The 25,364-nt window shown below is 65.9% G+C and carries 20 protein-coding genes and 1 pseudogene; 12 read left to right on the forward strand and 9 right to left on the reverse strand.

Going from position 1 to position 25,364, the window contains the following annotated elements; all coding sequences use genetic code 11:
• Positions 1 to 3,564 carry a hypothetical protein gene (locus tag RSO01_RS09650; protein ID WP_147148619.1) on the forward strand — a complete coding sequence of 1,188 codons (3,564 nt, stop codon included), beginning with the start codon at positions 1 to 3 and terminating at the stop codon, positions 3,562 to 3,564.
• On the opposite strand, the gene RSO01_RS09655 is transcribed toward RSO01_RS09650, so the two are convergent.
• Positions 3,530 to 6,463 (reverse strand): ATP-binding protein, encoded by a 2,934-nt coding sequence (locus RSO01_RS09655; protein WP_170302962.1) that lies wholly within the window; start codon positions 6,461 to 6,463, stop codon positions 3,530 to 3,532. The two genes, RSO01_RS09650 and RSO01_RS09655, sit on opposite strands and share 35 nt — an antisense overlap.
• A 189-nt stretch (positions 6,464 to 6,652) precedes the next feature.
• On the reverse strand, positions 6,653 to 7,270 hold the full coding sequence (locus RSO01_RS09660; protein WP_147148623.1) for a glutathione S-transferase family protein: 618 nt from the start codon (positions 7,268 to 7,270) through the stop codon (positions 6,653 to 6,655).
• A gap of 46 nt (positions 7,271 to 7,316) precedes the next feature.
• Here RSO01_RS09660 and RSO01_RS09665 point away from each other — a divergent pair, with 46 nt between their 5' ends.
• Complete coding sequence (locus tag RSO01_RS09665) at positions 7,317 to 7,673, forward strand: cupin domain-containing protein (protein WP_170302963.1); 357 nt, start codon at positions 7,317 to 7,319, stop codon at positions 7,671 to 7,673.
• 78 nt (positions 7,674 to 7,751) lie between these two features.
• Here the strand turns inward: RSO01_RS09665 and RSO01_RS09670 are convergent, their stop codons facing one another.
• Positions 7,752 to 9,284: an acyl-CoA synthetase gene (locus RSO01_RS09670; protein WP_147148627.1), complete on the reverse strand. Its 1,533-nt coding sequence runs from the start codon at positions 9,282 to 9,284 to the stop codon at positions 7,752 to 7,754.
• Positions 9,285 to 9,353: 69 nt separating this feature from the next.
• Here RSO01_RS09670 and RSO01_RS09675 point away from each other — a divergent pair, with 69 nt between their 5' ends.
• The gene (locus RSO01_RS09675) at positions 9,354 to 9,557 is read left to right on the forward strand and encodes a hypothetical protein (RefSeq protein ID WP_147148629.1); all 204 of its coding nucleotides are present in this window, start codon (positions 9,354 to 9,356) and stop codon (positions 9,555 to 9,557) included.
• On the opposite strand, the gene RSO01_RS09680 is transcribed toward RSO01_RS09675, so the two are convergent.
• Positions 9,554 to 11,113: an acyl-CoA synthetase gene (locus tag RSO01_RS09680; protein WP_147148631.1), complete on the reverse strand. Its 1,560-nt coding sequence runs from the start codon at positions 11,111 to 11,113 to the stop codon at positions 9,554 to 9,556. The two genes, RSO01_RS09675 and RSO01_RS09680, sit on opposite strands and share 4 nt — an antisense overlap.
• 207 nt (positions 11,114 to 11,320) lie before the next feature.
• On the opposite strand from RSO01_RS09680, the gene RSO01_RS09685 reads away from it, so the two are divergent.
• Genes RSO01_RS09685 through RSO01_RS09705 form a run of 5 tightly spaced genes read left to right on the forward strand, consistent with a single transcriptional unit; the run spans position 11,321 to position 16,338 of the window.
• A complete protein-coding gene (locus tag RSO01_RS09685) occupies positions 11,321 to 12,559 on the forward strand; it encodes a cytochrome P450 (protein WP_147148633.1) in 1,239 nt (412 codons plus the stop codon).
• Between the two features lie 15 nt (positions 12,560 to 12,574).
• Complete coding sequence (locus RSO01_RS09690; RefSeq protein WP_147148635.1) at positions 12,575 to 13,282, forward strand: PP2C family protein-serine/threonine phosphatase; 708 nt, start codon at positions 12,575 to 12,577, stop codon at positions 13,280 to 13,282.
• On the forward strand, positions 13,279 to 14,277 hold the full coding sequence (locus RSO01_RS09695; protein ID WP_147148637.1) for an asparaginase: 999 nt from the start codon (positions 13,279 to 13,281) through the stop codon (positions 14,275 to 14,277). The genes RSO01_RS09690 and RSO01_RS09695 overlap by 4 nt, the downstream gene beginning before the upstream one ends.
• Positions 14,274 to 15,542 carry a class I SAM-dependent RNA methyltransferase gene (locus tag RSO01_RS09700; protein ID WP_147148639.1) on the forward strand — a complete coding sequence of 423 codons (1,269 nt, stop codon included), beginning with the start codon at positions 14,274 to 14,276 and terminating at the stop codon, positions 15,540 to 15,542. The genes RSO01_RS09695 and RSO01_RS09700 overlap by 4 nt, the downstream gene beginning before the upstream one ends.
• A 28-nt stretch (positions 15,543 to 15,570) precedes the next feature.
• The gene (locus tag RSO01_RS09705) at positions 15,571 to 16,338 is read left to right on the forward strand and encodes an SDR family NAD(P)-dependent oxidoreductase (RefSeq protein ID WP_147148641.1); all 768 of its coding nucleotides are present in this window, start codon (positions 15,571 to 15,573) and stop codon (positions 16,336 to 16,338) included.
• A 113-nt stretch (positions 16,339 to 16,451) separates the two neighbouring features.
• Here RSO01_RS09705 and xth read toward each other — a convergent pair whose 3' ends face one another.
• The 3 genes from xth to RSO01_RS09720 form a co-directional block, all read right to left on the reverse strand.
• On the reverse strand, positions 16,452 to 17,240 hold the full coding sequence (gene xth / locus RSO01_RS09710) for an exodeoxyribonuclease III (RefSeq protein ID WP_147148643.1): 789 nt from the start codon (positions 17,238 to 17,240) through the stop codon (positions 16,452 to 16,454).
• A gap of 59 nt (positions 17,241 to 17,299) precedes the next feature.
• A complete protein-coding gene (gene erpA, locus RSO01_RS09715; protein WP_147148646.1) occupies positions 17,300 to 17,632 on the reverse strand; it encodes an iron-sulfur cluster insertion protein ErpA in 333 nt (110 codons plus the stop codon).
• 106 nt (positions 17,633 to 17,738) lie between these two features.
• Positions 17,739 to 18,635, reverse strand: a complete 897-nt coding sequence (locus RSO01_RS09720; RefSeq protein WP_147148648.1) for a DMT family transporter — start codon at positions 18,633 to 18,635, stop codon at positions 17,739 to 17,741.
• Between the two features lie 70 nt (positions 18,636 to 18,705).
• On the opposite strand from RSO01_RS09720, the gene RSO01_RS09725 reads away from it, so the two are divergent.
• Genes RSO01_RS09725 through RSO01_RS09735 form a run of 3 tightly spaced genes read left to right on the forward strand, consistent with a single transcriptional unit; the run spans position 18,706 to position 23,022 of the window.
• Positions 18,706 to 20,946 (forward strand): CHASE2 domain-containing protein, encoded by a 2,241-nt coding sequence (locus tag RSO01_RS09725; protein WP_170302965.1) that lies wholly within the window; start codon positions 18,706 to 18,708, stop codon positions 20,944 to 20,946.
• A complete protein-coding gene (locus tag RSO01_RS09730; RefSeq protein WP_147148652.1) occupies positions 20,927 to 21,844 on the forward strand; it encodes a glutamate cyclase domain-containing protein in 918 nt (305 codons plus the stop codon). Before RSO01_RS09725 ends, RSO01_RS09730 begins: the two co-directional genes overlap by 20 nt.
• Positions 21,845 to 21,855: 11 nt before the next feature.
• On the forward strand, positions 21,856 to 23,022 hold the full coding sequence (locus tag RSO01_RS09735) for an acyl-CoA dehydrogenase family protein (RefSeq protein ID WP_147148654.1): 1,167 nt from the start codon (positions 21,856 to 21,858) through the stop codon (positions 23,020 to 23,022).
• Between the two features lie 45 nt (positions 23,023 to 23,067).
• On the opposite strand, the gene RSO01_RS09740 is transcribed toward RSO01_RS09735, so the two are convergent.
• Positions 23,068 to 24,192: an aromatic ring-hydroxylating oxygenase subunit alpha gene (locus RSO01_RS09740; protein ID WP_147148657.1), complete on the reverse strand. Its 1,125-nt coding sequence runs from the start codon at positions 24,190 to 24,192 to the stop codon at positions 23,068 to 23,070.
• 5 nt (positions 24,193 to 24,197) lie between these two features.
• Complete coding sequence (locus RSO01_RS09745) at positions 24,198 to 24,455, reverse strand: hypothetical protein (RefSeq protein WP_147148659.1); 258 nt, start codon at positions 24,453 to 24,455, stop codon at positions 24,198 to 24,200.
• Between the two features lie 278 nt (positions 24,456 to 24,733).
• Here RSO01_RS09745 and RSO01_RS49835 point away from each other — a divergent pair.
• Positions 24,734 to 25,363, forward strand: a pseudogene (locus tag RSO01_RS49835) (CARDB domain-containing protein); the annotation flags it as partial.
• Position 25,364 lies beyond the last annotated feature (1 nt).

Here is a 25,364-nt window from a genome sequence, read left to right on the forward strand (position 1 = left end):
ATGGCATACGATGGTGAGGCAGACCGGCTGCCGCCGGTATCTTCGGGACTTGCAACCTCCGTGCAGGCCCATCTCGGCCGGGCGTCACGCTTCGTCGACGGCACGACGCGCAACTGGTCGCTGTTCTTCTTCTTCCGGATCCTGTCAACGGCCCGTCTGACGGCGAACCTGAAGCAGATTGCGCTGGCGCTCGATGCCGAGGCCGCGGCCGGCGTCGCGCCGGCCAAGCTGGACGACCCGCAGGCGCCGGCTCAGCTCTTTCTGGATTGGCTGAAAATCCTCGTCGAGGCCAAGTCGGACGACTTCTGGAAGACCTTCAGGACGGAGTGCGAGAAGGCGGGTATCCAGATGCCGGCGCAAGCCGGCCCCGACCAGCAAGCGTACGAGTTCCTCTTCCAGGCGATCGAGGACTTTTCGAAAGGCGCATTCACTCGACTGCCGGCAGGCTTCACCGCGCCGATCAAGGCAGACGTTGCACGGGCGGCGTATGTCACGCTGTCGAACCCGAGCAACTTTAATGCCTTCGTGGCGAAGTTCGGCAACACCGCCGCTGCCGCCGGCCGCACGGCGTTGTCGGGCGGGCTCCTGGGGACGTTCGCCTACGAGCTGTTCCGACAATTCGCGCCGGCACAGGCTGGGCCGAAGGACGGCGTCGTCCGGCCCGCCGTGCTACGCAGCGAGGCCGTGGAAACCGGGCTGGCGCGCGACCGTGAGCAGGTCGAGAAGCAATGGGATCCGGTTCCGATCAATTTCGCCTTCACCTTCCCGGGTCTGAAGGCGCTGCAATTGAGCGAGCCGACGCTCGCTTCATTTCCCGAAGCCTTCAGGCAGGGCATGGCGGCGCGCGCCGATCGGCTTGGCGACATCGGCCCGAGCGCGCCGGAGAATTGGGAGGGAGTCCTCGGGCTCGACTGTGTGCACGGCTACTTCACCGGCGGCTATCTCGTCGATGGCGACGACCAGCCGATCTCGGAGGATTCCCGTCGACGGCTGCGCGACGATGTAAGCGCCTTCAACGACGGTACCGGCACCAACGGGTGGGGCGAGACGCTGCGCACCATCATGACGCTGTTGTGCCTGCCGCTGGGTATCGAGATCCTCCATGTCGAGCTCGGCGAAGATCCCTATCATGTCGACAGGAACGGACGGGTCGTCCGCCCACCGTATCGCATGGAACATTTCGGTTTTCGCGACGGCATTAGCCAGCCGTTCGTCGACATGAACCTCGGCGATCCGCTCCCGGGTGGTGGCACGCCAAGTCGCAACCGAACCTGGACGCCGGTTGCTCATGGCGAGATCTACCTCAGTGAGCGGGACGAGGACGGCAACGAGCATCATCTGCCCATTCACAAGCTGCTGCGGGAAGGCAGTACGTTCCTGGTCTTCCGCAAGCTCGAGCAGGACGTCGCGGCGTTTCGTGCCTATCTGGCGAGCCAACGCCCCAACGACCATGCCGCCCAGGACAAGCTCGCCGCGCAGTTCGTCGGACGCTGGCCGAACGGCACGCCGCTGACCGTGGCGCCCGATGCACCACGGGATCTGGGAAGCGATCCGGACGGGCTTCTCAACGATTTCCGCTATGCCGCGGATGATCCGCAAGGACGGCGTTGCCCTCTCGGGTCGCATACCCGCCGGACCAATCCGCGCGATATCGGCGGTACCAACGACGTGCGTCGCCATCGCCTCCTGCGCCGCGGCATGGCCTATGGCGGTTCGTTGCTGCCGATGGATTCGCCGGACGATGGTCGCAAGCGGGGCCTGTTGTTCATTGCCGCGAACTCGCGCCTGGACCTGCAGTTCGAGGTGATCCAGGGCGACTGGATCAACAAGGGTGAGATCCTGGGCCAGGCCGGCCTCAATCGCTGTCCTTTGACCGGCGCCAATCTCGGCAGGCCGACCGATTCCTTCCTCGAAAGCGGCGCCGTGTCGCCGGTGACGGGCCTGCCGCCTTTCGTGATCACGCGCGGCGGCGACTATTTCTTCGCCCCTGGCGTCAAGGCCATGCGCGAGCTCGCGAATGGCGAGAAATTCGCCGTCGACGCGGCGGACTTGCCCTACGAGGGCTACAGCATGGGCGACGCCATGGCTCCCGCGCTTCTCGACGAGAGGCGGATCAAGGGCTATGCCGGCCAGATCTTCGCAGGAGCAAAAGACGTCGTGCGTGTCGGGATGCCGTCAGCGGCTGCCGGTGATCCCGGGGCTGCGCCGGTCGCGTTCGTGGCCCGCGTTGCCCACGTCAAGCAGGCGCTCAGCATGCGGACTGATGCGGCCGGCCAGATGATCACCTCGGTTGCTCATTACCAGGAGGCCACCCGGACCATCAGCACCGGCCAGGACATGATCGTCAGCACGCAGCCGGACGCTGTCACAGGCGCGAAGCGTGCGCTCATGATCAAGATCCTGGAAGCAGGCTGGGCGGCGCTGTCGACTCCCCAGGAGTCCGTCTATGTGCGCCTGGCGCGGCTGACCAAGCGGAACATCGAAGCGACGCTGCGGCGAACAGCGTCCCACCGGACCATCGACATCGTCTATGACCTGGGATCCGTCACGACCTACAACGTGATCAGCGAGTTGTTCGGCACACCCGGTCCGGACTGGTTGACCGAGATGGCGATCGCCTTGCGCTTCTCTCGCCAGCATCTGACCCAGATCGATCCGGAATGGCTTGCCGCCATCAAAGGCGGCAAGCCCGAAGACGTCGGCTTGGCGACCTGGCAGGTCTGGTCGATCCTGATGTTCGTCGACATCGTCGGCAACTACCTGCAGCAGGAGGAGCTGAAGGCGCTCGGTGTGCAGGCAGGCCGGGAGTTCCTGACGCATATCGACACGCTGATCGTAAAGGCCAGGGTGCAGCGACTGCCGCCGCAGGCCAACCTGCTGGCGGCGTTCGTATCTCTGGAGGCGACGTTCGCGAACCCGACCCAACCAAATGCCCTGTCGGTCGAGGCCTACTATGGCCTGGTCCGCATGCTGCTGCTGGAAGTCGCAAGCTCGGCGGTCGTCATTGCACCGACTCTGGGTGCGGTCGTCCATACGGCGTTGACTGCCGGCATCGATCTATCGTCGCTCATCCAACTGATCATGAAGGTGACGCCGTCGCAGGCGAAGTTCGACGAAGGCATCGAGCGCCTGCTCTACGAGACCTGGCGGCTAAATCCCACCGTCAAGCTGCTGATGCGGCGCGCCAATCAGGATGAGCAGTACGGCAAGGACACGGTCAAGAAAGGCGACTGGATTGCAGCTCTCATCGCCGCCGCGTGCTTCGATCCCGTTGCCTTCGACCAGCCCAAGCAGTTCTCGCTCGATCCCATCCTTCCCGGACCGAAGCGAAATCTCGGGGATTACCTGCTGTTCGGCGACGCCCAGGCACCCGGCCGCCTTTGCTGGGGCAGGGACAAGCTTGCGCTCTATCTCCTCACGGAGTGCCTCAAGGCGGCAGGGCGGCTGAAGGGACTGAAGAAGGTCGCGGGCGCCGCCGGCGAGCTCAAGAAGATCGCACAGGTGAACGTCGGGCTGTCGACGCGGTTCGTCAGTGTTCTGCCGGACTGGCCAAAGAAACCCTGAGCTGCTCGTCGGCGACCAGGCCGTACTGCCGGCAGAGGCTCGTCTGCTCGGCAAGGTCGGCGGATATCTGCGCTGAGCTGGGCTCGAAGGCCGTCAGCAGGCTCGCGCGCACGCCGAGACCCTGCACGATCAGGCACGGGTTGCTGATGCTGCGCGCGATGTCGAGCGCACGATTGATCGCGGCCAGCGCATCCGACGAGGAACCCAGCCCGGCCAACGCCTCGGCGTAGCCGGCATTCAGGTAGTAAAGCTCGAGCCGGCCGGTGCGGTCCTGCAGGCCGCGCGCCAGCCAAGCCTCGACGGCCCACACGGCTTTTGCCGGTTCGCCCGTCCGCGCCAGCGCGCTCGCCAGCAGGCCGACGACGTGCGGCAATGCCGGATCGTAGCCGTATTGATCGATCAGGTTGACCGCGACCTCCAGGCAATCCGCTGCGTCACGGTCGCGCCGCAGCTTCAGCAGGTTGCGGCCCAGCCCCATCCGGGCGAGCAGCTCGGAGTAGGGTTCGCCCTCCCGCGTGGCAATCTCCAGCGCCTGCTCGGCATGACCCAGCCCTTCCTCGTAGAGGCCGACCTCCATCAGGAGCCAGCCCAGGAAGCTGCGGATAAGCGATGCAGGAATTGACACAGCGCCCAGGCGTGTCGTCTCGAGCGGACCGCTGAAGACATCGCGCAGCTCGCGCAGGACGTCGATCGCACGATTGATCTTTCCCGTGCCGTAGAGGGCGCTGCCCAGCATGAACTTGGCGCTGAATTGCAGAGGCAGATTGTCGAGCTCGCTGGCGATCACGAGCGCCCTTTCGCTCTGCTCACGGCAATCGACGTAGTTGCCCTTGAACCAGCTGAGCAAAGCCATGTGGCACAAGGCGGCGCAAACCTTGCCCACGCGATTCTGGCGCTGGGCGAGTTCCAGGGCGCGCGGCAGGTAGGGGTTCATCTTGCTGAATTCACCGATCGACACGAGTTGGGCGAACGCCATCAGCACGAAGTCGACGAACCGCCTTTCCGCCGGTTCGCCGATCCTTTCGACACACTCCATCGCGCGCTGGAAGATGAGGAAGAGCGATCCGTTTGCCGAACTGCGCCTGGCGCGCAACCCGGCCAGCCACAGATACTCGAGCGCCTGCTCGTCGTTGCGTGCACTCTCGGCGTGGAAGGCGAGGCGCTCGAGCTGGCCGCCGAGATCGGAATAGGTCGCGGTGACGGCGACGATCGCGGCGCGGTGCAGGTCCCGTCGCCGCGGCCCCGGCACTGTTTCTGAACAGGCTTCCGCGACGATGGCATGGCGAAAACGGATCGACGTGCCGATCGACGGCTGCACGATATCGAGCCGTTCGAGCTCGGCGCAGTCACGCAGCAGCGTCTCGCTGTCCTTGTTCAATACCTGCAGGGCAACTTCGACCTCGACTTCGTTGCCCAGAACACTCAATGCCTGCGCGCACTCCTTTGCGCTCGGCGAAAGGCGGTTGAGGCGGGCGTGGATCACCGACTGGACGCTTTGCGGCACCAGGTTGATGCTCTCGCTCGGGGCGTCTTCGATCGACAGCACGATCTGTTCGAGCACGAACGGCACGCCGTCCGCCCTGTCGAGAAGCTTGTCGACGATGGACGGCAGCGGCGTGCCCGGCGGCCACAGCTGGTGGGCGAGTTCGCGCATCTCGGCGCGCGGCAGGGGATCGAGCCGCAGGACCGTGGCGGCGATGTCCCGAGCCTCTGCAAGCGACTCCGGTCGTCCCGTAACCAGCAGCGTACAAGGTTCGCAGACAGCGTTCTCGCCCATCAGCCGCAGGCAGTAGATGCTTTCGAGGTCGAGAAGATGCAGATCCTCGATCACGATCAGCGTCGAAGTACCCGATGTCAGTTTCGTCAGGGCCTCGACGAGCGCGCGGGCGATCTGGGTCTGGGTCGGTTGACCCGCCGAGGCATCCTCGCCGCTGGGCCTGGCCAGCAGCACGGTGCCCAGCGGCCCATCCTTGAGATGTTGGATTCCGGCCGCCGTCAGGCCGCCGATGACCTCGTCATCCGTCGCGGCCTCGCTGAGCGAAGAGGCCGTCAGGATGAGCGAGCGCACGGCCGAGTACGGGGTCGTGCGGCGCCGTGAATCGCCCCGGAAGATCAGGACAAGCCTGCTGCTCTGCTGAGCGTCCTGGATGGCCGCGGCCGCCAGCCTGCTCTTGCCGATGCCCGGTTCGCCGATCACGGCGATGGCGCGGCAGCCGCGATCCTGCCTGGCCAGCGCCTGGCGCACCGAATCGCGCTCGCGTTGGCGGCCGATCAACGGCGTACGGTAGTTGCGCGAACCACTGTCGCCTATGCCCGGCGCGCGCGGCGGCCCGCCCAGGCTGTAAGCGCTCGCATTGATCTGTTTCAGGACCTTGACGTCTTCGAGCGGCGTGAGCTCGAGTGCCGAGCGGCACAACTCGACGGTCTTCGAGCTGACGAAGATGCTGTCAGGGGGCGCCAGCTTCTGCAAGCCCGCGGCGATGTGAACGGTGCCGCCGACCGGATCGAGCCGCGAGCCGATCTGCATGTCCATGCGTCGCAAGCCGACCAGGCCGGAATGGATGCCGACGCGGAAGCGAATCGGGCGATTGAGCATGTCACGAATGCGGCCGGCATCGCTGGCGGGATGCTGGATCAGCCACGCCGTCTCGCAGGCGCGATCGGCATGGTCTTCCATCGAGGTCGGCCATCCGAACACGGCGATGCCGCCGTCGCCTGAATAGTTCACCATCAGGCCGCCGGCGCGCCTGATCGTCCCGTCGAGATGTTCGTAGATGCGATCGAGCAGTTCCTGGGCATCGTCAGGATCGTTGCCGGCGATATGGCCGGTGGAATTGACGGTGTCTACCGCCAGCACCGTCACGATGCTGCGTTCCGCCGTTTCCGCGAGAATCCTCATAGACGTTCTGCCCCTAGTCCGCGACCGCACGGCGCTACGCGCCGAGCCTGCCATGGCCGCCATAGACCTGGTCCGCGGCGGTCCCGAGAGCTAGCCGCGTGGCCAAGCCTAGGCCATGCCTCGCCCGGAGGGAATCGGCTTTTCGCGTTGCATCTTGACTACAGCCCCCGAGAGGCGGAATGCGAACGTCTAGGCCGGCTCCTTCTCGCGAGCGTCCCACATCTTCCGATAGGCAGGACGGGCGCGACAGGCTTCGAACCAGGCCTTCACCCTGGGTGCTCCCCTGAAGAGTTCCGTGGCGCCATCGGCGTAGCGCACGACCTCCGCGACGTTTATGTCAGCCACGGTGAAGCGATCGCCGACCAGGAAGCCGTTTGGAAGCGCTTCTTGCAGCACTGCGAAGGGCGCGCGCAGGGCATCGATCGCACTGGCTGTCGGGCCGTTCTGAGCGATCGACAGCGAATGGGCCTCGACCTCGGTCGCGGCCCACAGCGACCACATGCCCATCAAGCCGTCCTCGCCGACATTGGACGGCGCCAGCGGACCGCCATGCTTTTTGGCGAGATAGAGATTGATGGCGAGCGATTCGTGCAGGACCAGGCCGTCATCCTCCAAGGTGGGGATGTGGCCATTGGGATTGACCTTGAGGAACGACGGCGACTTGGTGTGCACGACGTCCGCCGGGATCGGTTCCTTGAGGCGGTAGTGCTGGATCACCGGCACCAGCTTGAAGGGGATGCCGAGTTCATGGGCCAGCCAGATGTTGCGTGAGGCGCGGGAGCGGTGGACGCCGTAGATCGTGATCATGGCGAGGTTCATAATGGGTCCAGGTCCTTTGCGAAAGGATGGATCGATGATGAAGGCCGAACGCAGACTTCAGCCCGTCAAGGACGCCAGCCATCTCTACGAGGTGGAGCGCCGCGACCGCCATGCCGAGCGTCCCGGCTTCCGCATCAGCGAGCTGCAGCTCTCGCCGACGCAGACCGTGCCCTGGCACTTCCATACCAACATCAGCGACACCTTCTATGTCCTGGAAGGCGAGATGCGGCTGTTCCTGCAGCAGCCCAAGGAAGAGGTGCGGCTGGGTGTCGGGCAAAGCTACGTCGCCGTCGCCGGTCGGCCGCACCTGGTGACCAATGCCGGCAAGAGCTCGCTCACCTTTCTGATCCTGCAGGGCGTCGGCGAATACGACTACGTGCCGCTGGTTTAGTCTTCCGGACCGCCGGCCTCATGAGTCATGAGCCGGCCGGAGGCCGGCGGGTCCGGAAGAGGAAGACGCCCGCGCTCCTCAAGAGATCGCAGGCTTGTCCGAACCGACGAACTGAACGCGCAGCTCGCGCTTCAGCACCTTGCCGGTGGCATTGCGCGGCAGGACGTCGACGAAGACGACGGACTGCGGCACCTTGAACTTCGCAAGATTGCCGAGGCAGTGGCGGATGACATCGCCTTCCTCAAGCATCTCGCCCGACTTGCGCACGATGATCGCCAATCCGACCTCGCCCCATCGCTCGTCGGGCACGCCGATGATGGCGGCATCGGCGACGCCCGGGATCTGGAACAGCACGTTCTCGACCTCGGCCGGATAGACGTTCTCGCCGCCCGAGATGTACATGTCCTTCCAGCGATCGACGATATAGACGAAGCCTTCCTCGTCCTGGCGCGCCGCGTCGCCGGTATGCAGCCAGCCGTCGGTGAAGGCTTTCGCCGTCGCTTCCGGCTTGTTCCAGTAGCCCGGCGTGACGTTGGGCCCCTTGATCAGCAGTTCGCCGATGCCGCCCGCCGGCACGTCATTGCCTTCGTCGTCGACGATGCGGATGGCGGTGTGCATCAGCGCCTTGCCGGCCGAGCCCACCTTGCGGATGGCGTCGGCGGCATCGAGCATGGTGCCGGCAGGACTGGTCTCGGTCATGCCCCAGCCCTGCACCAGCGGCACGCCACGGGCGCTCCATCCTTCCAGGATGGCGAGCGCACAGGGCGCGCCGCCGACGCCGGCAATCCTGAGGCGGGACAGGTCGGCGCCCTGGAACTTGGGATGCTGCATCATGAACTGATAGGGCGCGGGCACGCCGAAGAAGTGGGTGATGCCGAGCGCGGGATCCGAGATGCAGTCGAGGGCGGCGCCCGGATCGAAGGTGCGCATCACCAGGATCGCGCCGCCGGCATGCAGCACGGGGTTGGCGTAGCAGTTGAGGCCGCCGGTGTGGAACAGCGGCAGGATTACGAGCTGCACGGTCTCGGGCGTGATCATGGCCGGAATGCCGAGGTTCACGCAGTTCCAGAAGTTCATGCCGTGCGTGATGATGGCGCCCTTGGGGTGCCCCGTCGTGCCGGAGGTGTACATCACCATGGCGATATCGTCGTGGCCGAGCGCGACCGCCGGGCTCGGCGGGGGCGCAGTGGCCAGCGCCCGCTCGTAGGCGCTGTCGGGCCGCTCGTGGTCGATCTCGAGCAGCCGCGTCGATAGCTGATGTGCCTGGTCGGCGAAGCTCTTGTCGTAAATAAGGAGCGACGGCGTCGAATCGGACAAGATGTACTGCAGCTCGGGCACGGCGAGCCGCCAGTTGAGCGGCAGCATGATGGCGCCGAGCCGCCCGCAGGCGAATTGAAGCTCGAAGTACTCGGCGCAGTTGGGCGCCAGCAGGGCGACGCGGTCGCCCTTGCCGATCCCTCGCGCGGTGAGGGCAGCTGCCAGCCGGTCGGTGCGGGCGTGGAGGTCGGCGTAGGTGAACTTGCGTGCGGTCTGGAGGTCGTGGATCGCAAGCCTGGCCGGCCGTCGGCCGGCGTGATGGGCGATCCAGTCGTAGTAGGGGATGGTAGGCATCTCGGATTGACTTGAATTCAAGGAGCAGTGCGCCTTCAATGACGCGTTGCTTTGAAAACGGGGGATACAGTGTTCTCACTCATCAAGGATCTCGGTCTTCTCGTCGCGGCCAAGCAAGAGGCTGTGCCGTTCCTGATCGCCTTCGGCATCGCCGAGTTCTTCTTCAAGTTCAAGAGCTTCGCACTCGAGTGCCTGGCGTTCCTGGTGGTCTGGTTCGTGCTGAGCTTCCTGCAATCGCTGATCTTTCCGCACACCAAGGAACAACGCTCCTAGTTCACGGCTTTGGTGAAGCCCTTCCAGTAGGGCTCGCGCAGCTCGCGCTTCAGCACCTTGCCGGCGCCTGAGAGCGGCAGCGGCGTGTCGCGGAAGTCGATGCTGCGTGGGCATTTGTAGCCGGCGATCTGGTCGCGGCAGTGCTCCATCACGTCGTCGGCGTTGAGCGTGATACCGGGCTTGGGGACGATGATGGCGTGCACGCGCTCGCCCCAGCGCTCGTCGGGCACGCCGATGACCGCGACCTCGCTGACGCCGGCCAGCAGCGAGATCGCATTCTCGACCTCGGCCGAGTAGACGTTCTCGCCGCCCGAGATGATCATGTCCTTCAGGCGGTCGACGATGAAGACGAAGCCCTGGTCGTCCATGTAGGCGCCGTCGCCCGAGTAGTACCAGCCGTCCTTGAGCACGCCCTCGGTCTCGGCCGGCTTGTTCCAGTAACCCTTCATGATGTTGGCGCCGCGGATGGCGAGCTCGCCCGAGGTGCCGCGCGGCACTTCCTCGCGGTTGGCGTCGACCACCTTGATCTCGCAGCCCAGCGCCACCTGGCCGCACGACTTCAGCCTGCCGGCGAACGGTCCGTCGAGCGTGGTGTAACGCGGGTCGAGCAGGGTCACGATGGGGGCCGCTTCGGTCATGCCGTAGGCGTGCATCAGCTTCACGTGCGGCATCACCTGCATGGCCTTGCGCAGGACGCCCTCGGGCATCGGCGAGGCGCCGTAGAGGATGAAGGCGAGGGTGCGGATGTCGAATTCGGCAAAGCGCGGATGATTGACGATCATGTTGATCATGGTCGGCACGAACTGGGCGTGCGTCACTTTCTCGGTCTGGATGGTCTGCAAGACCTCGACCGGCTCGAAGCGCGGCACGAAGGCATGGCGGCCGCCCGCCATGGTGACGCCGAAGGTCGAGGCGCCGTCGGCGAGATGGAACATGGGCCCGGAATGGATGTAGGTCGTGTCGGCATTGAAGCCGATGCCGGCGACGCCGTTCAGCGCATTCACCACGAGGTTGGTGTGGGTGAGCATCACTCCCTTGGACCGCCCGGTGGTGCCGCCGGTATAGAACAGTCCGGCCAGGTCGTCGTTGGCCGCGCCGACGTCGACCGCCGGATCGTAGTTGGTGAGATCCTCGAAATGCAGGAGGCCTTCCGGCCCCGATGTGTCGTCGAGCCAGACGACCTCGCGGACGGCCGCCATCTTGTTTTCGAGCGGCGTCAGGTGATGCGACATGGCGGTGTCGATGAACAGCGCCACGGCGCCTGAGTCGGACAGGATGTACTCGATTTCCGGCGCCGCCAGCCGCGTATTGATCGGCACCATGGCGGCGCCGATCCAGGGAAGGGCGTACATCAACTCGAAGTAGCGGTCGTTGTTCAGGGCCAGGATCGCCACACGGTCGCCCGGTCGCACGCCAAGCGCGAATAGTGCGCCGGCGATGCGGCTCACCCGGTCGATGGTCTGCTGCCAGGTCCGGCGGCGACCGGCAAAATGGGTCGACGGGCCGTCGGGCTTGGTCTGGGCGGCGCGACGTAATCCCTGGGTGAGTGCAAACATGCGGGGATGCTAGAGCACAGTCTGTGCGCCTTGAACAATTTTCCGCCTCACGGCCGCTTCGTTCATGCTCCTCTCCCCCGGTAGGAGGAGAGGTTGGGTGAGGGGGCCACGCGCGTCGATTCCCCCTCAGGGAAGAGGAACAAGATGTGCGTAGGGATGAGGCCACCTTGTTCGCGCCGCAAGAGGCTTCGTGGTAAGGAAATGGCCATGAACGACATGACCCCGCCCGTCGTGGACGGTGAGCCGCTCGAGTTCAATCCGCTCGATCCGGCCTTCATCGCCGACCCGTATCCGTTCTATCGCCGCCTGCGCGAGACAGCGCCTGTCTTCAAGGCACCGCAGGGTTTCTGGCTGATCACGCGCTACGAGGACGTGGCTTTCGCCCTGCGCGACAAGCGCTTCGGCAAGGACTTCGTCGGCAACATTCAGCGTCGCTACGGCAACATCGACCGCATGAGCGAGCCGGCTGTCGCCTCCCTTGCCCGCACGATGCTGGTTCAGGATCCGCCCGACCATACGCGGCTGCGTGGCCTGGTCACCAAGGCCTTCACCGCCCGTCGCGTCGCCGACATGCGTCCACGCATCAAGAAGATCGTCGATGATCAGCTCGATCGCGTCGCCGACAAGGGCGAGATGGACGTCATGCGCGACCTCGCCCATCGCCTGCCGGTGATCGTGATCTGCGACATGCTGGGCATTCCCGAAGAGCAACGGGCGCCGTTCCTGGCCGGCAGCAATGTCAACGGCCGCATCCTCGAGCCCGTGCCGATGACCCGCGAGGAGATGGACCAGGCCAACCTCAATACCCAGATGGCGGGCGTCTACTTCAAGCAACTTTGCGACCTGCGCCGCCGCGAACCGCAGGACGACCTGACCACCGAGCTGGTACGTGCCGAAGAAGCGGGCGACAAGCTCACGGCGGAGGAACTCGAGGCCAATATCGGCCTTCTGTTCGGCGCCGGCCACGAGACCACCACCAACCTGATCGGCAACGGTCTTCTGGCGCTGCATCGCCAGTCCGAGCAGTGGGAACGGCTGAAGGCCGACCCGTCGCTGATCCCCAACGCCGTCGAGGAGCTGCTGCGCTACGACTCGTCAGTGCAGCTCACCGGCCGCGTCACCAACACCGAGGTCGAGATCGGCGGCGTGACGCTCGGCGAGAGCGAGAGCATCGTTGCCCTGTTGGGCGCGGCCAACCGCGATCCAGCCCAGTATCCCGATCCCGACCGGCTCGATGTCGGCCGCGAGCACATCAGGCCGATGTCGTTCGGCGGCGGCATCCATCATTGCCTGGGCGCCCAGCTTGCCCGCCTCGAGGCGGAACTGGTCTTTGCCGCCTTGATCGAGCGCATGCCGAACCTCACCTTGCCGGAGAAGGACAAACCGGCGTGGCGGCGCAGCTTCACCCTGCGCGGGCTGAGCAAGCTGCCGGCGGTGTGGCACTAGAGGTTGGCGTCGGACATGGCAGGACGGTGGCGGGGCGAGGGCGGCCAACATCAAGGTGCGCGCCCCTATCAAGAGGACAGTTGGGCGTTGCGCACGCTCGGCGACGGCTCATTGCTGGCGGTGGTCGCCGATGGCATGGGCGGCCATGCCGGCGGCGCCGTGGCCAGCAAGGTCGCGGTCGAGGCTTTCGTGCACGCGATCGAGCAGGGTGGCGGCCTGGCTGACGGGCTTTCGGAGGCCAATGCAGCGGTCGGCAGGACCGCGGCCGGCAAGGCCGAGCTCGAGGGCATGGGGGCGACCCTGGTGGCGGCGCAGGTGCGCGGCGACGAGGTGCGCTGGATCAGCGTCGGCGATTCGCCGTTCTACCTGGTGTCGACGGGCACGATCGAGCGTCTGAACGCCGATCATTCGATGGCGCCGCAGATCGATGCCCTGGTCAGACGCGGCATGCTGACGGCGGACGAGGCCGAGCATCATCCCGGCCGCCATACGCTGCGCGAGGCCGTCATGGGCCAGCCGCTCAGCCTCATAGACAAGGGCAGCCGCAAGCTCGGTCCCGACGTCAAGCTGCTGCTGTGCAGCGACGGCGTGCAGTCGCTCAAGGAAGCGGAGATCGCCGCGAGCGCCATCAAGCCGGTCGATGGGATGATCAAGGCCGTGCTGGATACGGCCAAGGAGCATCAGGACAACGTTACGGTGGTAAAGCTGGAGCGCGCGCGATGAGCAAGTCGGTCGTCATCGAGGTCACGCGTGGTCCGGTGGTCGAGAGCCGCCACGAGGGCATCGCCGCGGTGGTGCGGCCGGACGGCGCGGTAGTGGCGTCATGGGGCGACATCGATTCGCTCATCCTGCCGCGCTCGGCCAACAAGCCGATCCAGGCCATGGCGTTCGTCGAAAGCGGCGCGGTGGAGCGCTTCGGTCTCGGCAACGAGCACATTGCGCTGGCCTGCGCCTCGCACAGCGGCGAGAGGCGGCACGTCGAGACGGTACAGGCGTGGCTCGCCAAGGTGGGCCTGAGCGAGGCCGACCTCGAATGCGGCACGCATGCGCCGCGCCTGCAGGGCACGATCGAGGAGCTGGCGCGCGCGGGCAGGATGCCGACGGCGGCATTCAACAACTGCTCGGGCAAGCATTCGGGCTTTCTCACCACGGCGGTGCAGTACGGCGAGCCGACCAAGGACTACATCAAGTACAATCACCCGGTGCAGCGCCGCCTGCGCGAGGTCATGACCGATCTCTGCGGCACGGACGCCAACAGCTTTCCGTACGGCACCGACGGGTGCGGCATCCCAACGCTCGCCACGCCGCTCAAAAGCCTGGCGCGGGCCATGGCCAGCATGGCCGAGCCCTCTCGGCTGTCGAACAAGCACGCGGAGGCGGCCAGCCGCATCCGTACCGCGATGAATGCCGAGCCGTTCATGATGGCGGGCACAGGCCGCTTCTGCACGCGCATCAACGCGGCACTGCCCGGCGTGGCGCAGATCAAGACCGGCGCCGAGGGCGTGTTCTGCGGCATGCTGCCCACGCTCGGCCTCGGCGTGGCGATCAAGATGTGGGACGGCGCCGGCCGCGCCGCCGAAGTCGCGATGGCAAGCCTGCTCGATCATCTCGGCGTGCTGCCGGCCGGTCAGCGCGAGGAGATCGTGCATCCGCCGGTGAAGAACGTGGTCGGCCTGCTGGTCGGCGAGATGCGTCCGGCGAAGAGCTGGCTGGGGTGAGACTCGACATCCTGGAGATCGGCGCCCGCGGCGATGGCATCGCCGAACATGAGGGGCGGCGCTATTTCGTACCCTTCACCTTGCCGGGCGAGACAGTCGAGGCGGCGCCACGCGACAAGCGCGGTGAGGGCATCGCGGCCGACCTGGTGAAGGTGCTCGCGCCGTCGCGCCATCGCGAGCCGCCGCCCTGTGCGCATTTCGGAGTCTGCGGCGGCTGCGCCCTGCAACACTGGCGGCGCGACGCCTATACGGCCTGGAAGGTCGATCTGATCGTCCGGACGCTGGCGCAGCGTGGTGTCGACGCGCCGCGCTTCGAGCCGCCTCTGGTTGGCGCGCCTGGCGAGCGGCGCCGTGTCGACTTCGTGCTGCGTCGGCAGGGCAGGCGCGCGCTCGCCGGCTTCCATGAGCGCACGAGCCCGCGCATCGTCGATGTCGACGTCTGCGTCGTCGCCCGGCCGACCCTCGGCGCGCTTCTGGAGCCGGTGCGGACCGCCGCTGCATCGATCCTGCCGGACGGCGCTGCGGCCGACGCCGTAGCGAACGAGACCGACAGCGGCATCGACCTGCTGCTGAGGCCGCACAAGCGCCTCGATCTGTCGCTGGAGCGGCACGAGGCGCTGGTTGCACTGGCCGAGCGCGCCGACCTGGCGCGGCTGAGCTGGGGCGATCGGGCGTCGGCCGAACCCGTCGTCGTGCGCCGCACGCCGTTGCTTCTGTTCGGCGAGGCGCGCGTCGACCCGCCACCCGGAGCCTTCCTGCAGGCCACCAAGCGCGCCGAGCAGGCGATGCGGGCTGCGGTCGCCGAATGGGTCGGCGATGCGCCGCGGCTTGCCGATCTGTTTGCGGGCGTGGGTGCGTTGTCGCTTGGCCGGGCCGGCAAGGTCACGCTGTTCGAGAGTGACAAGCCGGCTGTCACCGCGGCTGAAGCAGCGGCGCGCCGGTTGGGCGGGCGGGTGACCGTCGAGCGGCGCGATCTGTTCCGCAATCCGTTGACGGCGACCGAGCTCAACGGTTTCGATGCCGTGCTGCTCGATCCGCCGCGTGCCGGCGCTGCTGCGCAGTCGGCCGAGCTGGCGCGTTCCAAGGTGCCGCGCGTCGTCTATGCCTCGTGCGATCCCGCAAGCTTCGCGCGCGACGCGCGTACCTTGCAGGACGGCGGATACCGGCTGGAGAAACTGCTGCCGATCGACCAGTTCCTGTGGTCCGCGCATGTCGAGTTGATTGCGCTGTTCGCCCGCGCACCGCTAAGGTCGGTCAAGACCTGAAAGATCTGGAAGGCGAGGAGACGGCGCGATGATGTTCGACCTGACCGGCAAGGTGGCGGTGGTGACCGGCGGCAGCCGCGGCATCGGCCGCTCGATCTGCGAGCAGATGGCGGCCCATGGCGCCAAGGTCGTCGTGTCGAGCCGCAAGCTGCCGGCCTGCGAGGAGGTCGTGAAGGGCATCAAGGCCAAGGGCGGCGAGGCGACAGCCGTCGCCGCCAGCATCTCCGACAAGGCCCAGCTCGAGAACCTGGTCGCTGCCGCCCGCAAGGCCTACGGCAGGATCGACATCATGGTCTGCAACGCCGCGTCCAATCCCTACTTCGGGCCGCTGACGGGCCTGAAGGAAGAGGTGTTCGCCAAGATCATGCAGAACAACGTGATGTCCAACCTGTGGCTGATGAACATGGTCGGGCCGGAGATGGCGGAACGGAAGGACGGCGTGTTCATCGTCGTGTCGTCGATCGGCGCGCTGATCGGCTCGGCGCACATCGCCGCCTACAACATGAGCAAGGCGGCCGATCTCTCGCTGGTGAAGTCGCTCGCCATGGAATGGGGCAAGCACAACATCCGCGTGAACGCCATCGCGCCCGGCCTGATCCAGACCGACTTCGCCAAGGCGCTGTGGGACAATCCCGACATCCGCCGCGCCAACGAGAGCAAGGCGGCGCTGAAGCGGATCGGCCAGCCCGACGACATCGGCGGCGTAGCGGTGTTCCTGGCGTCAAAGGCCGGCAACTTCGTCTGTGGCCAATGCATCATCGCCGACGGCGGCGTGATCGGGTCGGGAGCTGAATGACGGCCAAACGTGGAACCAACGCCGGTGTCATCCCGAGCGTAGCGAGGGACCTTTCCTGCTGCCTTAAAGGTCCCTCGCTTCGCTCGGGATGACAGTTTTTCCCTAACTTCTAGCTACGAAGCCAAATCCAGCTCGCACCACACCGGAACGTGGTCGGACGGGTCCGGCAGGCCGCGTTCGGGCTTGTCGATGCCGACGTTGATCATGCGGTCGGCGGCCTGCGGCGACAGCAGCAGGTGATCGATCCGCAGGCCCCAGTTCTTGGCCCAGCAGCCGGCCTGGTAGTCCCAGAAAGTGTAGACGGTTTCGTCGGGGTGGAACGCTCGGACCGCGTCGGTTAGGCCGAGATTGAGCAGGCCGCGCAACGCAGCGCGCGACTGCGGCTGGCAGAGGGCGTCGTTGGCGAAGGCCTTCGGATCGTAGACGTCCATCTCGGTCGGGCAGACGTTGTAGTCGCCGCCCAGCACGAACATCTCCTCCTTGGCCAGAAGCTCGCGGGCGCGCTGGTTGAGGCGATCCATCCAGGCGATCTTGTAGGCGAACTTTTCCGTGGCGATGGGATTGCCGTTGGGCAGGTAGAGTCCGCCGACCGTCAGCGGTCCCTTGGGGGTCTCGATGCGGCCTTCGATGTAACGGGCCGGCTCGTCGGCTACCGCATCGGGCAGGGCGCGCGCAGTGATCTCGACCGGATGCTGCGAGAGCATGGCCACGCCGTTGAAACCCTTCTGACCGACGATCTCGACCTTGTAGCCGGCGGCTTCGACCTCGAGGCGTGGGAACTGCGGCTCCTGCGCCTTGATCTCCTGCAGCACCACGACATCCGGCTTGGCCTGCTCCAACCATGCCAGGAGGTTTCCAGTCCGCTTGCGGACGGAATTGACGTTCCAGGTCGCGATCTTCATGGGGCCTTTATCGCAGCAGGAAAGGTCCCTCGCTACGCCCGGGACGACAACGCTGTGGATCAGACGCTGAAGGAGTTGCCGCAGCCGCAGGACGAGGTGGCGTTAGGGTTCTTCACCTGGAAGGACGAACCGACCATCTCCTCGACATAGTCGAGCTCGCTGCCCTTGAGCAGCTCGAGCGACGTGCTGTCGACCAGCACCGCAGCGCCATTGCGCTCGATCACCAGGTCGTCGTCGGTGCGCTGCTCCTCGAACGAGAAGTTGTACTGGAAGCCCGAGCAGCCGCCGCCCAGCACGGCCACCCGCATCATGACGGGCTTGGCCTCCTTGGAGGCCAGGAAGGCAATCCGCTTGGCCGCGCTCTCGGTCACGGAAAAGGTGGTCTCAGTCATGCCTACAACATGTGGTTGGAGAGCGGCTTCGTCAATGCTTCAACCGGCAAATGCCCATAAATGGCCTGCGGACAATTATCCTCGCCGCACAAGGCCTTAGCGCCGGTCACGGCAGGGAGACCAGGGCGCGCTCGCGTGCCCGGATGCGCTCGCGGTGCAGGATATAGAGGCCAGACCCCATCACCAGGGGCAGGCCGAACCAGACCGTCCAGGACGGCTCCTCCTTGAACCAGAGGTAGCCGAACAGCATGGCCAGCACGATCGAGGTGTAGTCGAAGGGCGCCAGGACCGCCGTCGGCGCCAGCCGCCAGGCCCGCGTGTTCAGGATCTGCGCGACGCCGCCCAAAAGGCCCATCACGATCAGCCACAGCCAGTCGATGGACGTCGGCCACACCCAGGCGGGCACGGCGCCGACCAGCGAGGCCGCGCTGGTCGCGAGCGACAGCCAGAAGAGGGCGACGACGTCGGAGTCATGGCGGCTCAGCAGCCGCAGCATGACGGTCGACAGCGAGTAGCAGAAGGTCGCGCCCAGCACGATCAGCGACATGGCGTGGATGTCCATGCCCCAGGGGTCGAGCATGATCAGCACGCCCAGGAAGCCCACCACGACTGCCGTCCAGCGCCGCCAGCCGACCGGCTCGCCCAGCATGGGCACCGACAGCGCCACCATGAAGAGTGGGGCTGCATAGGAGATGGCATAGGCATCGACCAGCGGCATGCGCGGGAAGACGTAGAAGAAGCCCAGCGTGCTGCCGAACGCCACGATGATGCGCAGGGCCTGCAGCCACGGCCGGTTCGGACGCACCGACTTGAGCCCTCCGGCGCGCCAGATGATGACCGCCACCGGCGCCATGGCGATGGCGCTCCTGAACAGCATGAGCTGGAAGGCGTCGTAGGTACTGCCCAGCGCTTTCACCATGGCATCCATGGTACAGAACAGCACCAGCGACCCCACCTTGAGATAGATGCCGAGAAGTGCTGCGTGTTTGGGGATGATCGACAAGGTGCGCTATTTGGCTCGGGCGGCATCCTTAGTAAAGTGACGGCTGCAGGGGGACCACTGCCGAATGCGCATGAGATGGTTGTTTGGCCGAGGCAATACGCGCGCGCCGTGGATCGTCGCCGTCCTCGTGCTGATCAACGCGCTGCTGCTGCGTGCCATCGATCCACTTGAGGTCTCGCGCCTGCGCGACCTCGCCTTCGACAGCTATCAGCGGCTGAAGCCGCGCACCTACGATCCTTCCGTGCCCGTGCGGATCGTCGACGTCGACGAGGAGGCGCTCGCCGAATACGGCCAGTGGCCGTGGCCGCGCACCATCATCGCGCGGCTGGTCGACAAGCTCACCGAGCAGGGGGCCGTGGTGATCGCCTTCGACGTGGTGTTCGCCGAACCCGACCGATCGTCGATCAGTCGCATGGTGCGCGATCTCGTAGCCTACACCGATCCCGAGACGGTGAAAAAGCTCGCCGCGGCAGTGCAGGACAACGACCAGGTCCTGGCCGACGCCATGGCGCATTCGCGCGTGGTCCTGGGCTTCGGCTTCGACCTCAAGGGCGGCCAGACTCCGCCCAAGCGACAGCACGGCATGGCCTTCGCCGGCGATAATCCGCTGCAGTTCCTGCCGGAGCAGCAGGGGACGGTGAAGGCCATTCCGATCCTCGAGGCGGCGGCCAAGGGCAACGGCAGCGTCAACACCGACCTGGAGACGGTCGTGATCCGACGCGTGCCCATGCTGTTCCGCCTGGCCGGGCAGGAGGGTGTGTTTCCCGCCCTGTCGATCGAGGCGATGCGCGTGGCGCAGGGCGCCAACAGCTACGTGATCAAGTCGTCCGGCGCCAACCAGGAGGAGTCGTTCGGCACCAGGAGCGGCATCGTCGCCATCAAGACCGGCGACCTGGAGGTCCGCACCGACGCGCGTGGCCGCATGATCCTCTACGATTCAGGCCATCGCGCAGAACGCTACGTCTCGGCGGCCGCGGTGCTGAAGGGAACGGCGCCGGCGGCCAAGCTCGACGGCCAGGTCGTCTTCGTCGGCACCAGCGCGATCGGGCTGAAGGACACGCGCAGCACGCCGGTCGACGATGCCGTGCCCGGCGTCGAGGTCCATGCGCAGCTTGCCGAGCAGATGTTGACGCAGGACTTCCTCGCCCGGCCGGATTTCGCCGACGGCGCGGAATTCCTCTATCTCGGGCTGATCGGTATCCTGCTCGTGGTGCTGCTGCCGCGGCTGTCGGCCGGCCGCATGGCGGTCGTGGCGGCCATCTTTATCGGCGTCGGCCTTGCCGTGCCGTGGTTCGCCTTCTCGGAATACCATCTGCTGTTCGACCCGATCTATCCGCCACTCACCCTGGCGGCGATCTATGTCAGCGGCACGGCGATCGCCTTCATGCGTACCGAGCGCGAGCGGGCGGCGATCCGCGGCGCCTTCGGCCTCTATCTGTCGCCTGACAGGGTCGAGCAGGTCGCCCGTCATCCCGAGCTGCTGCAGCTCGGCGGCGAGCAGCGCGAGATCACCGTGATGTTCACCGACGTGCGCGGCTTCACACGCATCTCCGAGCAGTTCGATCCGCACGGGCTGACGCGGTTCATGAACCGCTTCTTGACGCCGATGACCGACCTGGTGCTGAGCCACCAGGGCACCATCGACAAGTACATGGGCGACGCGATCATGGCGTTCTGGAACGCCCCGCTCGCCGTGCCGGGCCATGCGGCGCGTGGCTGCGACACCGCGCTTGCCATGCAGGAGCAGCTGCACCGGTTGAACGAGGAGTTGCACGCGGAGGCCGTGGCGGCGGGGCGCGAGCATATTCCGCTCGCCATCGGCATCGGTCTCAACACCGGCTACGCCTCGGTCGGGAACTTCGGCTCGGCGCAGCGCCTGACCTATTCCTGCCTGGGCAACGACGTGAACCTCGCGTCGCGGCTGGAGGGGCAGTGCAAGACCTACCGGGTCGGCATCGTCATCGGCGAGAAGACCCGCCAGCAGGCCGAGGGCTACGCCACCCTCGAGCTCGATCTCGTCATGCTCAAGGGCAAGACGGAGCCGGAGCACGCCCATGCGCTGTTGGGCGGCGTTGCCATGGCCAAAACACCCGCCTATCAGGAACTGGTGCGGCGGCAGACCGAATTCCTGGCGCATTACCGGGCCGCCGCCTTCGCCGAGGCGCTTGAACTGATTCCCGGTTGTCAGGAGGCGGCCGACGCGCTGGGTTGGAACCAGGGTTACTACGAGATCATGCGTGCGCGCGTTGACGGCCTGATCGACGACTCGCCGCCCGACTGGACGGGAGTGTATGTCGCCAAGGAAAAGTGATGCCGAGCGGATCGCCGCCATCGAAGCGCTGGTCTGTCGTGATGTCGGCCGCAAGACGGCAGAGCTAATCGCCGCGAGCAGCGGAGAGCTTGCCGCTGCGGGGCAGGCGCTGACACGCGCCACGAGCGTCGGCCTGATCACCGGTTTCTTCGTGCCGCGCGGCGAGGTCGCCGCACCCGAGACCGACGGTCCGGTCGGCACGGCGCTGCTCGCGGCCGCGCTGGCCGCCTGCGGCGTGCCGGCGCGCATCGCAGTCGACACACCGTGCGCTGGCGCCGTGCGGGCGGCCGTTGCCCAGGTGGGTGAGGGCGTGGAGGTCGACGAGATCGCGGTCGAGGATCGGGCGGGCCTCGAGGACTTGGCGGCGCGCTGGCGTAAGGCCGGGATCAGCCATGCCGTCGCGATCGAGCGCTGCGGCCGCAGCCCCGACGGCCGGCCGCGCAACATGCGTGGCGTCGACGTCTCGGCCTGGACGGCGCCGCTCGATGACCTGTTCCTGGGCGGGCCTTGGCGGAAGCTGGCGGTCGGCGACGGCGGCAACGAGATCGGCATGGGCAAGCTGCCCGACGGGCTGATCGCCCGCTTTGTGCCAAACGGCGCCAGCATCGCCTGCGTCACGTCCTGCGATCATCTCGTGGTGGCCGGCGTCTCCAACTGGGGCGCCTACGGCTTGATGGCGGCGCTGGCGGTGCTGCGCCCTGAATGGTCGCCGATCATCGGTCGCTTCCTTACGGCGGAACGCGACCTCGCCGTGACGCGCGCCACTGTCGACAGGGCGGGCGCTGTCGATGGCGTAACGGCGCGCCGCGAGGCGACGGTCGATGGCTTCGGGCCGGAAATCCATGGTCCGCTGATCGACGAGCTCGGTCGCATTGCACGGGGAGAGGCGGCGGACTAGGTTCCGGCGCCATGGAAAACCCCTACGCCCCGACACATCCTGAAATTCGCGATGCGGTCCGCCAGCTCTGCCTGAAGTTCGACGGCGCCTACTGGCGCAAGCTCGATCGCGACCGCGGCTATCCGACGGAATTCGTGCAGGCGCTGACCGAGGCCGGCTGGCTCGCGATCCTGATTCCCGAGGAGTATGGCGGCTCGGGGCTCGGTATCTCAGCCGCCGCCGCAGTCCTGGAAGAGGTACAGCGTGCCGGCTGCAATGGCGCCGCTTGCCATGCCCAGATGTACATCATGGGGACGCTGCTCAGGCACGGCAGCAAGGAGCAGAAGGAACGCTACCTGCCCAAGATCGCCAGCGGCGAGCTGCGCCTGCAGGCGTTCGGCGTCACCGAGCCGACCAGCGGCACCGACACCCTGGCGCTGCGCACGACGGCGGTGAAGAAGGACAACAGCACCTACGTCGTGAATGGGCAGAAGGTGTGGACCAGCCGCGCCGAACATTCCGACCTGATGCTGCTCTTGGCGCGCACGACGCCGCGCGAGGAGGCCAAGAAGCGCACCGAGGGGCTGTCGGTGTTCCTGGTCGACATGCGCGAGACGCTGGGCAAGGGCCTCACCATCCGACCGATCCGCACCATGATGAACCACAACAGCACCGAAGTGTTCTTCGACAACATGGAGGTGCCGGCCGAGAATCTCGTGGGCGAGGAGGGACAGGGCTTCCGCTACATCCTGAGCGGCATGAACGCGGAGCGCGTGCTGATTGCCGCCGAGACCATCGGCGACTCCCGCTGGTTCATTGAGAAGGCGACCGACTACGCCAAGGAGCGCAAGCTGTTCGGCCGACCGATCGGCCAAAACCAGGGCGTGCAGTATCCCATCGCCCGAGCCTATGCCCAGACCGAGGCTGCCGATCTGATGGTGCGCAAGGCCGCGGCGCTCTACGAGGCCAACCTGCCGTGCGGCGCCGAGGCCAACATGGCCAAGATGCTGGGCTCGGAGGCGGCGTGGGCGGCCGCCGACATGTGCGTGCAGACCCACGGGGGCTTCGGCTTCGCCGAGGAGTACGACATCGAGCGCAAGTTCCGCGAGACCAAGCTCTACATGGTGGCGCCGATCTCGACCAACATGATCCTGAACTTCATTTCCGAGCACGTGCTGGATCTGCCGCGGTCGTATTAGTCTTGCCGGACCGCGGGCCTGGAGGTCCGCGGTCCGGCAAGAGACCTAGACCGCCGACCGTCCGCTCATCGCCCGCACAATCATCTTCTGGAACTGGATCACCAGCTGCTCGCTCTTGGTGAGGAACTGGCCGCGATCGGGCAGGCCGCCCGCCAGCCCTTGCTGAACGGCGTCGGTCAGGTCGTCATCTTCCTGGGCGACCTGCTTGTTGAAGGCGATCAGTGCCTCGGCGAAGCCTTCGTCGACCCCCGGCCCGAAATACTGCTCGGAGAAGCCACGGGTGGCGTTCGGGCCGTCGGGCAGCCAGACGTCGACGGACAAGTTGGGGAAGCCAGGATTGATGTTGATGGTGAGGTTCGGCCACAGGAAATGGTACTGCGACTCCGCCACCTCACCGCGCACGTCGTAGAGCTCGACCTTGGTCTTGCCCTCGAGAGCAGCCGGTCGCACGCGGCCGGCCTGGCTGGAGAACCAGCCGTGCGAGGCCAGGGTGTAGACGTCCGGCCGAACGTCAATTGCCGCACTGAAACCCGGATGGGCGACGGCGCAGTGGTAACACTCGAGGTAGTTCTCCAGCATCGCCTTCCAGTTGGCGCGTGCCTTCCAGTCGCCGCGGCTGTGCAGCTGGATGGTGCCGAGATCGATGCCGCTCCTGGCGATGATGTCGAGCACCGGGCCGTAGCAGTCCTTTGCCGAGGGCGCGTTCGGATCGAGATTGACGAACACGAACGGCCCCAGCGCCTCGACCCGGATGGGCAGCAGCGGGAAGTCCTCCAGCCGGAAGCCCGGCTCGGCGTTCGAACGCGGCGCGCGGCGCAGCCCACCCGCCAGGTCGTAGGTCCAGGCGTGATAGCCGCATTGCATCAACGAGGCGTTGCCGCGGCCCTTCATGACCAGGTGGCGGCGATGGCGGCAGACATTGACGAAGCCTGCCAGTCCCTTGTCGTTGTGCACGACCACCACCGGCACGGCGCCGGCATAGCCCGTGACGTAGTCGCCGGCCTTGGCGAGCTCGGCCAGCGGCCCGACATAGTTCCAGCTCTTGCGGAAGACGTGCAGCAGCTCCCGCTCGGTGACCGACGGATCGGTGTACCAGCGGGCCGGCAGCGACTCGCCGCGCTCGAGAGCGGCGAGAAGCGCCGCCGGCTCCTCGTCGATCGGCGCTGTCACGGGCGTCAGCTCGGCTTGACCGGCTGGGCGGGTGGCTGATCGCGGCGGATGACGCCCTTTTCCAGGAGCTGCTTCAGGAAGGCCTCGATGGTGGCGGCGCTGCGCACGAAGCCCTCGACGGACATCACCAGCATCCCGGTGGTCTCCAGCACCGGCTGCTGGCCGTCCTCGACGGGCGGCGTGACGCCCAGCTCGATGCGGACGGCCCCATTGGTCAGGCCGATTCGCTTGAATTCGTCGACGTATTGTGGATCTTTTGACACGTCTTTGGCCTCCGACTGCTCGCGTTGGCTCATCCTAGCGTCGCCAAGAATCTGCACGTACCGAGACGAGATTTGGCAATAAGCCATTAAAAAGACAAACAAAATATGGAAAGAGGGCTGGCCATTTCACAACCTGCGCGATAAGGTCCGCGGCAACCATTGCGGTACGATCTGCCTGCTTCTGCTCGGTTCTGCGGGACTATGACGGTCGATCTCGATTCTTTGCGGAGTGAAAGTGGCGTGCCGGCCCGTCCTCGGCCAATTGGCGTCGGCTGATCATGGCGACTAGTCCTGATCTGATCATAGACAGCATCACCGCCCCGCTGACTGTCGAAAAGAATGCGACCCTCAACTTCTCCTACGTCGTGAAGAATGCAGGGACAGCCGCGATATCGTCGTTTGGGAGTATCGCGACTGCCGAGATCGATGATGAGACGCCCGCCTATCCAGATGGAGCCAGCGTAAATACCGGTGCTATGGCCGCTGGCGCGACGAAAACGATCTCAGCCAATCTTAGCACGACGGGACTGGGCCTCGGCGAGCACACGCTCTGGATCGCCGCCGATTCGTTCAATGACATTGCCGAAAGCAACGAAACCAATAATCTGACGTCGGTCACGTTCACGGTCGTAAATACCAAACCCGATTTTACGATCACCACGGTGTTCCTGAACGAGCCAGAGCCGTCCGTCGTCCAGGGGGACGACCTCGATTTCGAATACATCGTTGCAAATCTCGGCGGCTCGGCGTCGGACACCGGTTCGATCTTCTACAACTTCGACACGAAACCTGACCTCTCCCATCGTACGGGCCCCATACGTGGGGCGAATTTGGAGGCGGGTGGATCGACGCTCATCAGTGATAGCATCAGCACGACCGGGCTGAGCGTTGGCACGCATACACTTTGGA

It is taken from the genome of Reyranella soli, from assembly GCF_007992495.1.
Classification (GTDB): Bacteria; Pseudomonadota; Alphaproteobacteria; order Reyranellales; family Reyranellaceae; genus Reyranella; species Reyranella soli.

Excerpts from the sequence above, each read along its gene's own strand:
- RSO01_RS09650 (WP_147148619.1), top strand. The coding sequence starts at position 1 with ATGGCATACGATGGTGAGGCAGACCGGCTGCCGCCGGTATCTTCGGGA.
- RSO01_RS09655 (WP_170302962.1), bottom strand. The coding sequence starts at position 6,463 with ATGAGGATTCTCGCGGAAACGGCGGAACGCAGCATCGTGACGGTGCTG.
- RSO01_RS09660 (WP_147148623.1), bottom strand. The coding sequence starts at position 7,270 with ATGATCACGATCTACGGCGTCCACCGCTCCCGCGCCTCACGCAACATC.
- RSO01_RS09665 (WP_170302963.1), top strand. The coding sequence starts at position 7,317 with ATGATGAAGGCCGAACGCAGACTTCAGCCCGTCAAGGACGCCAGCCAT.
- RSO01_RS09670 (WP_147148627.1), bottom strand. The coding sequence starts at position 9,284 with ATGCCTACCATCCCCTACTACGACTGGATCGCCCATCACGCCGGCCGA.
- RSO01_RS09680 (WP_147148631.1), bottom strand. The coding sequence starts at position 11,113 with ATGTTTGCACTCACCCAGGGATTACGTCGCGCCGCCCAGACCAAGCCC.
- RSO01_RS09685 (WP_147148633.1), top strand. The coding sequence starts at position 11,321 with ATGAACGACATGACCCCGCCCGTCGTGGACGGTGAGCCGCTCGAGTTC.
- RSO01_RS09690 (WP_147148635.1), top strand. The coding sequence starts at position 12,575 with ATGGCAGGACGGTGGCGGGGCGAGGGCGGCCAACATCAAGGTGCGCGC.
- RSO01_RS09695 (WP_147148637.1), top strand. The coding sequence starts at position 13,279 with ATGAGCAAGTCGGTCGTCATCGAGGTCACGCGTGGTCCGGTGGTCGAG.
- RSO01_RS09705 (WP_147148641.1), top strand. The coding sequence starts at position 15,571 with ATGATGTTCGACCTGACCGGCAAGGTGGCGGTGGTGACCGGCGGCAGC.
- xth (WP_147148643.1), bottom strand. The coding sequence starts at position 17,240 with ATGAAGATCGCGACCTGGAACGTCAATTCCGTCCGCAAGCGGACTGGA.
- erpA (WP_147148646.1), bottom strand. The coding sequence starts at position 17,632 with ATGACTGAGACCACCTTTTCCGTGACCGAGAGCGCGGCCAAGCGGATT.
- RSO01_RS09725 (WP_170302965.1), top strand. The coding sequence starts at position 18,706 with ATGAGATGGTTGTTTGGCCGAGGCAATACGCGCGCGCCGTGGATCGTC.
- RSO01_RS09730 (WP_147148652.1), top strand. The coding sequence starts at position 20,927 with ATGTCGCCAAGGAAAAGTGATGCCGAGCGGATCGCCGCCATCGAAGCG.
- RSO01_RS09735 (WP_147148654.1), top strand. The coding sequence starts at position 21,856 with ATGGAAAACCCCTACGCCCCGACACATCCTGAAATTCGCGATGCGGTC.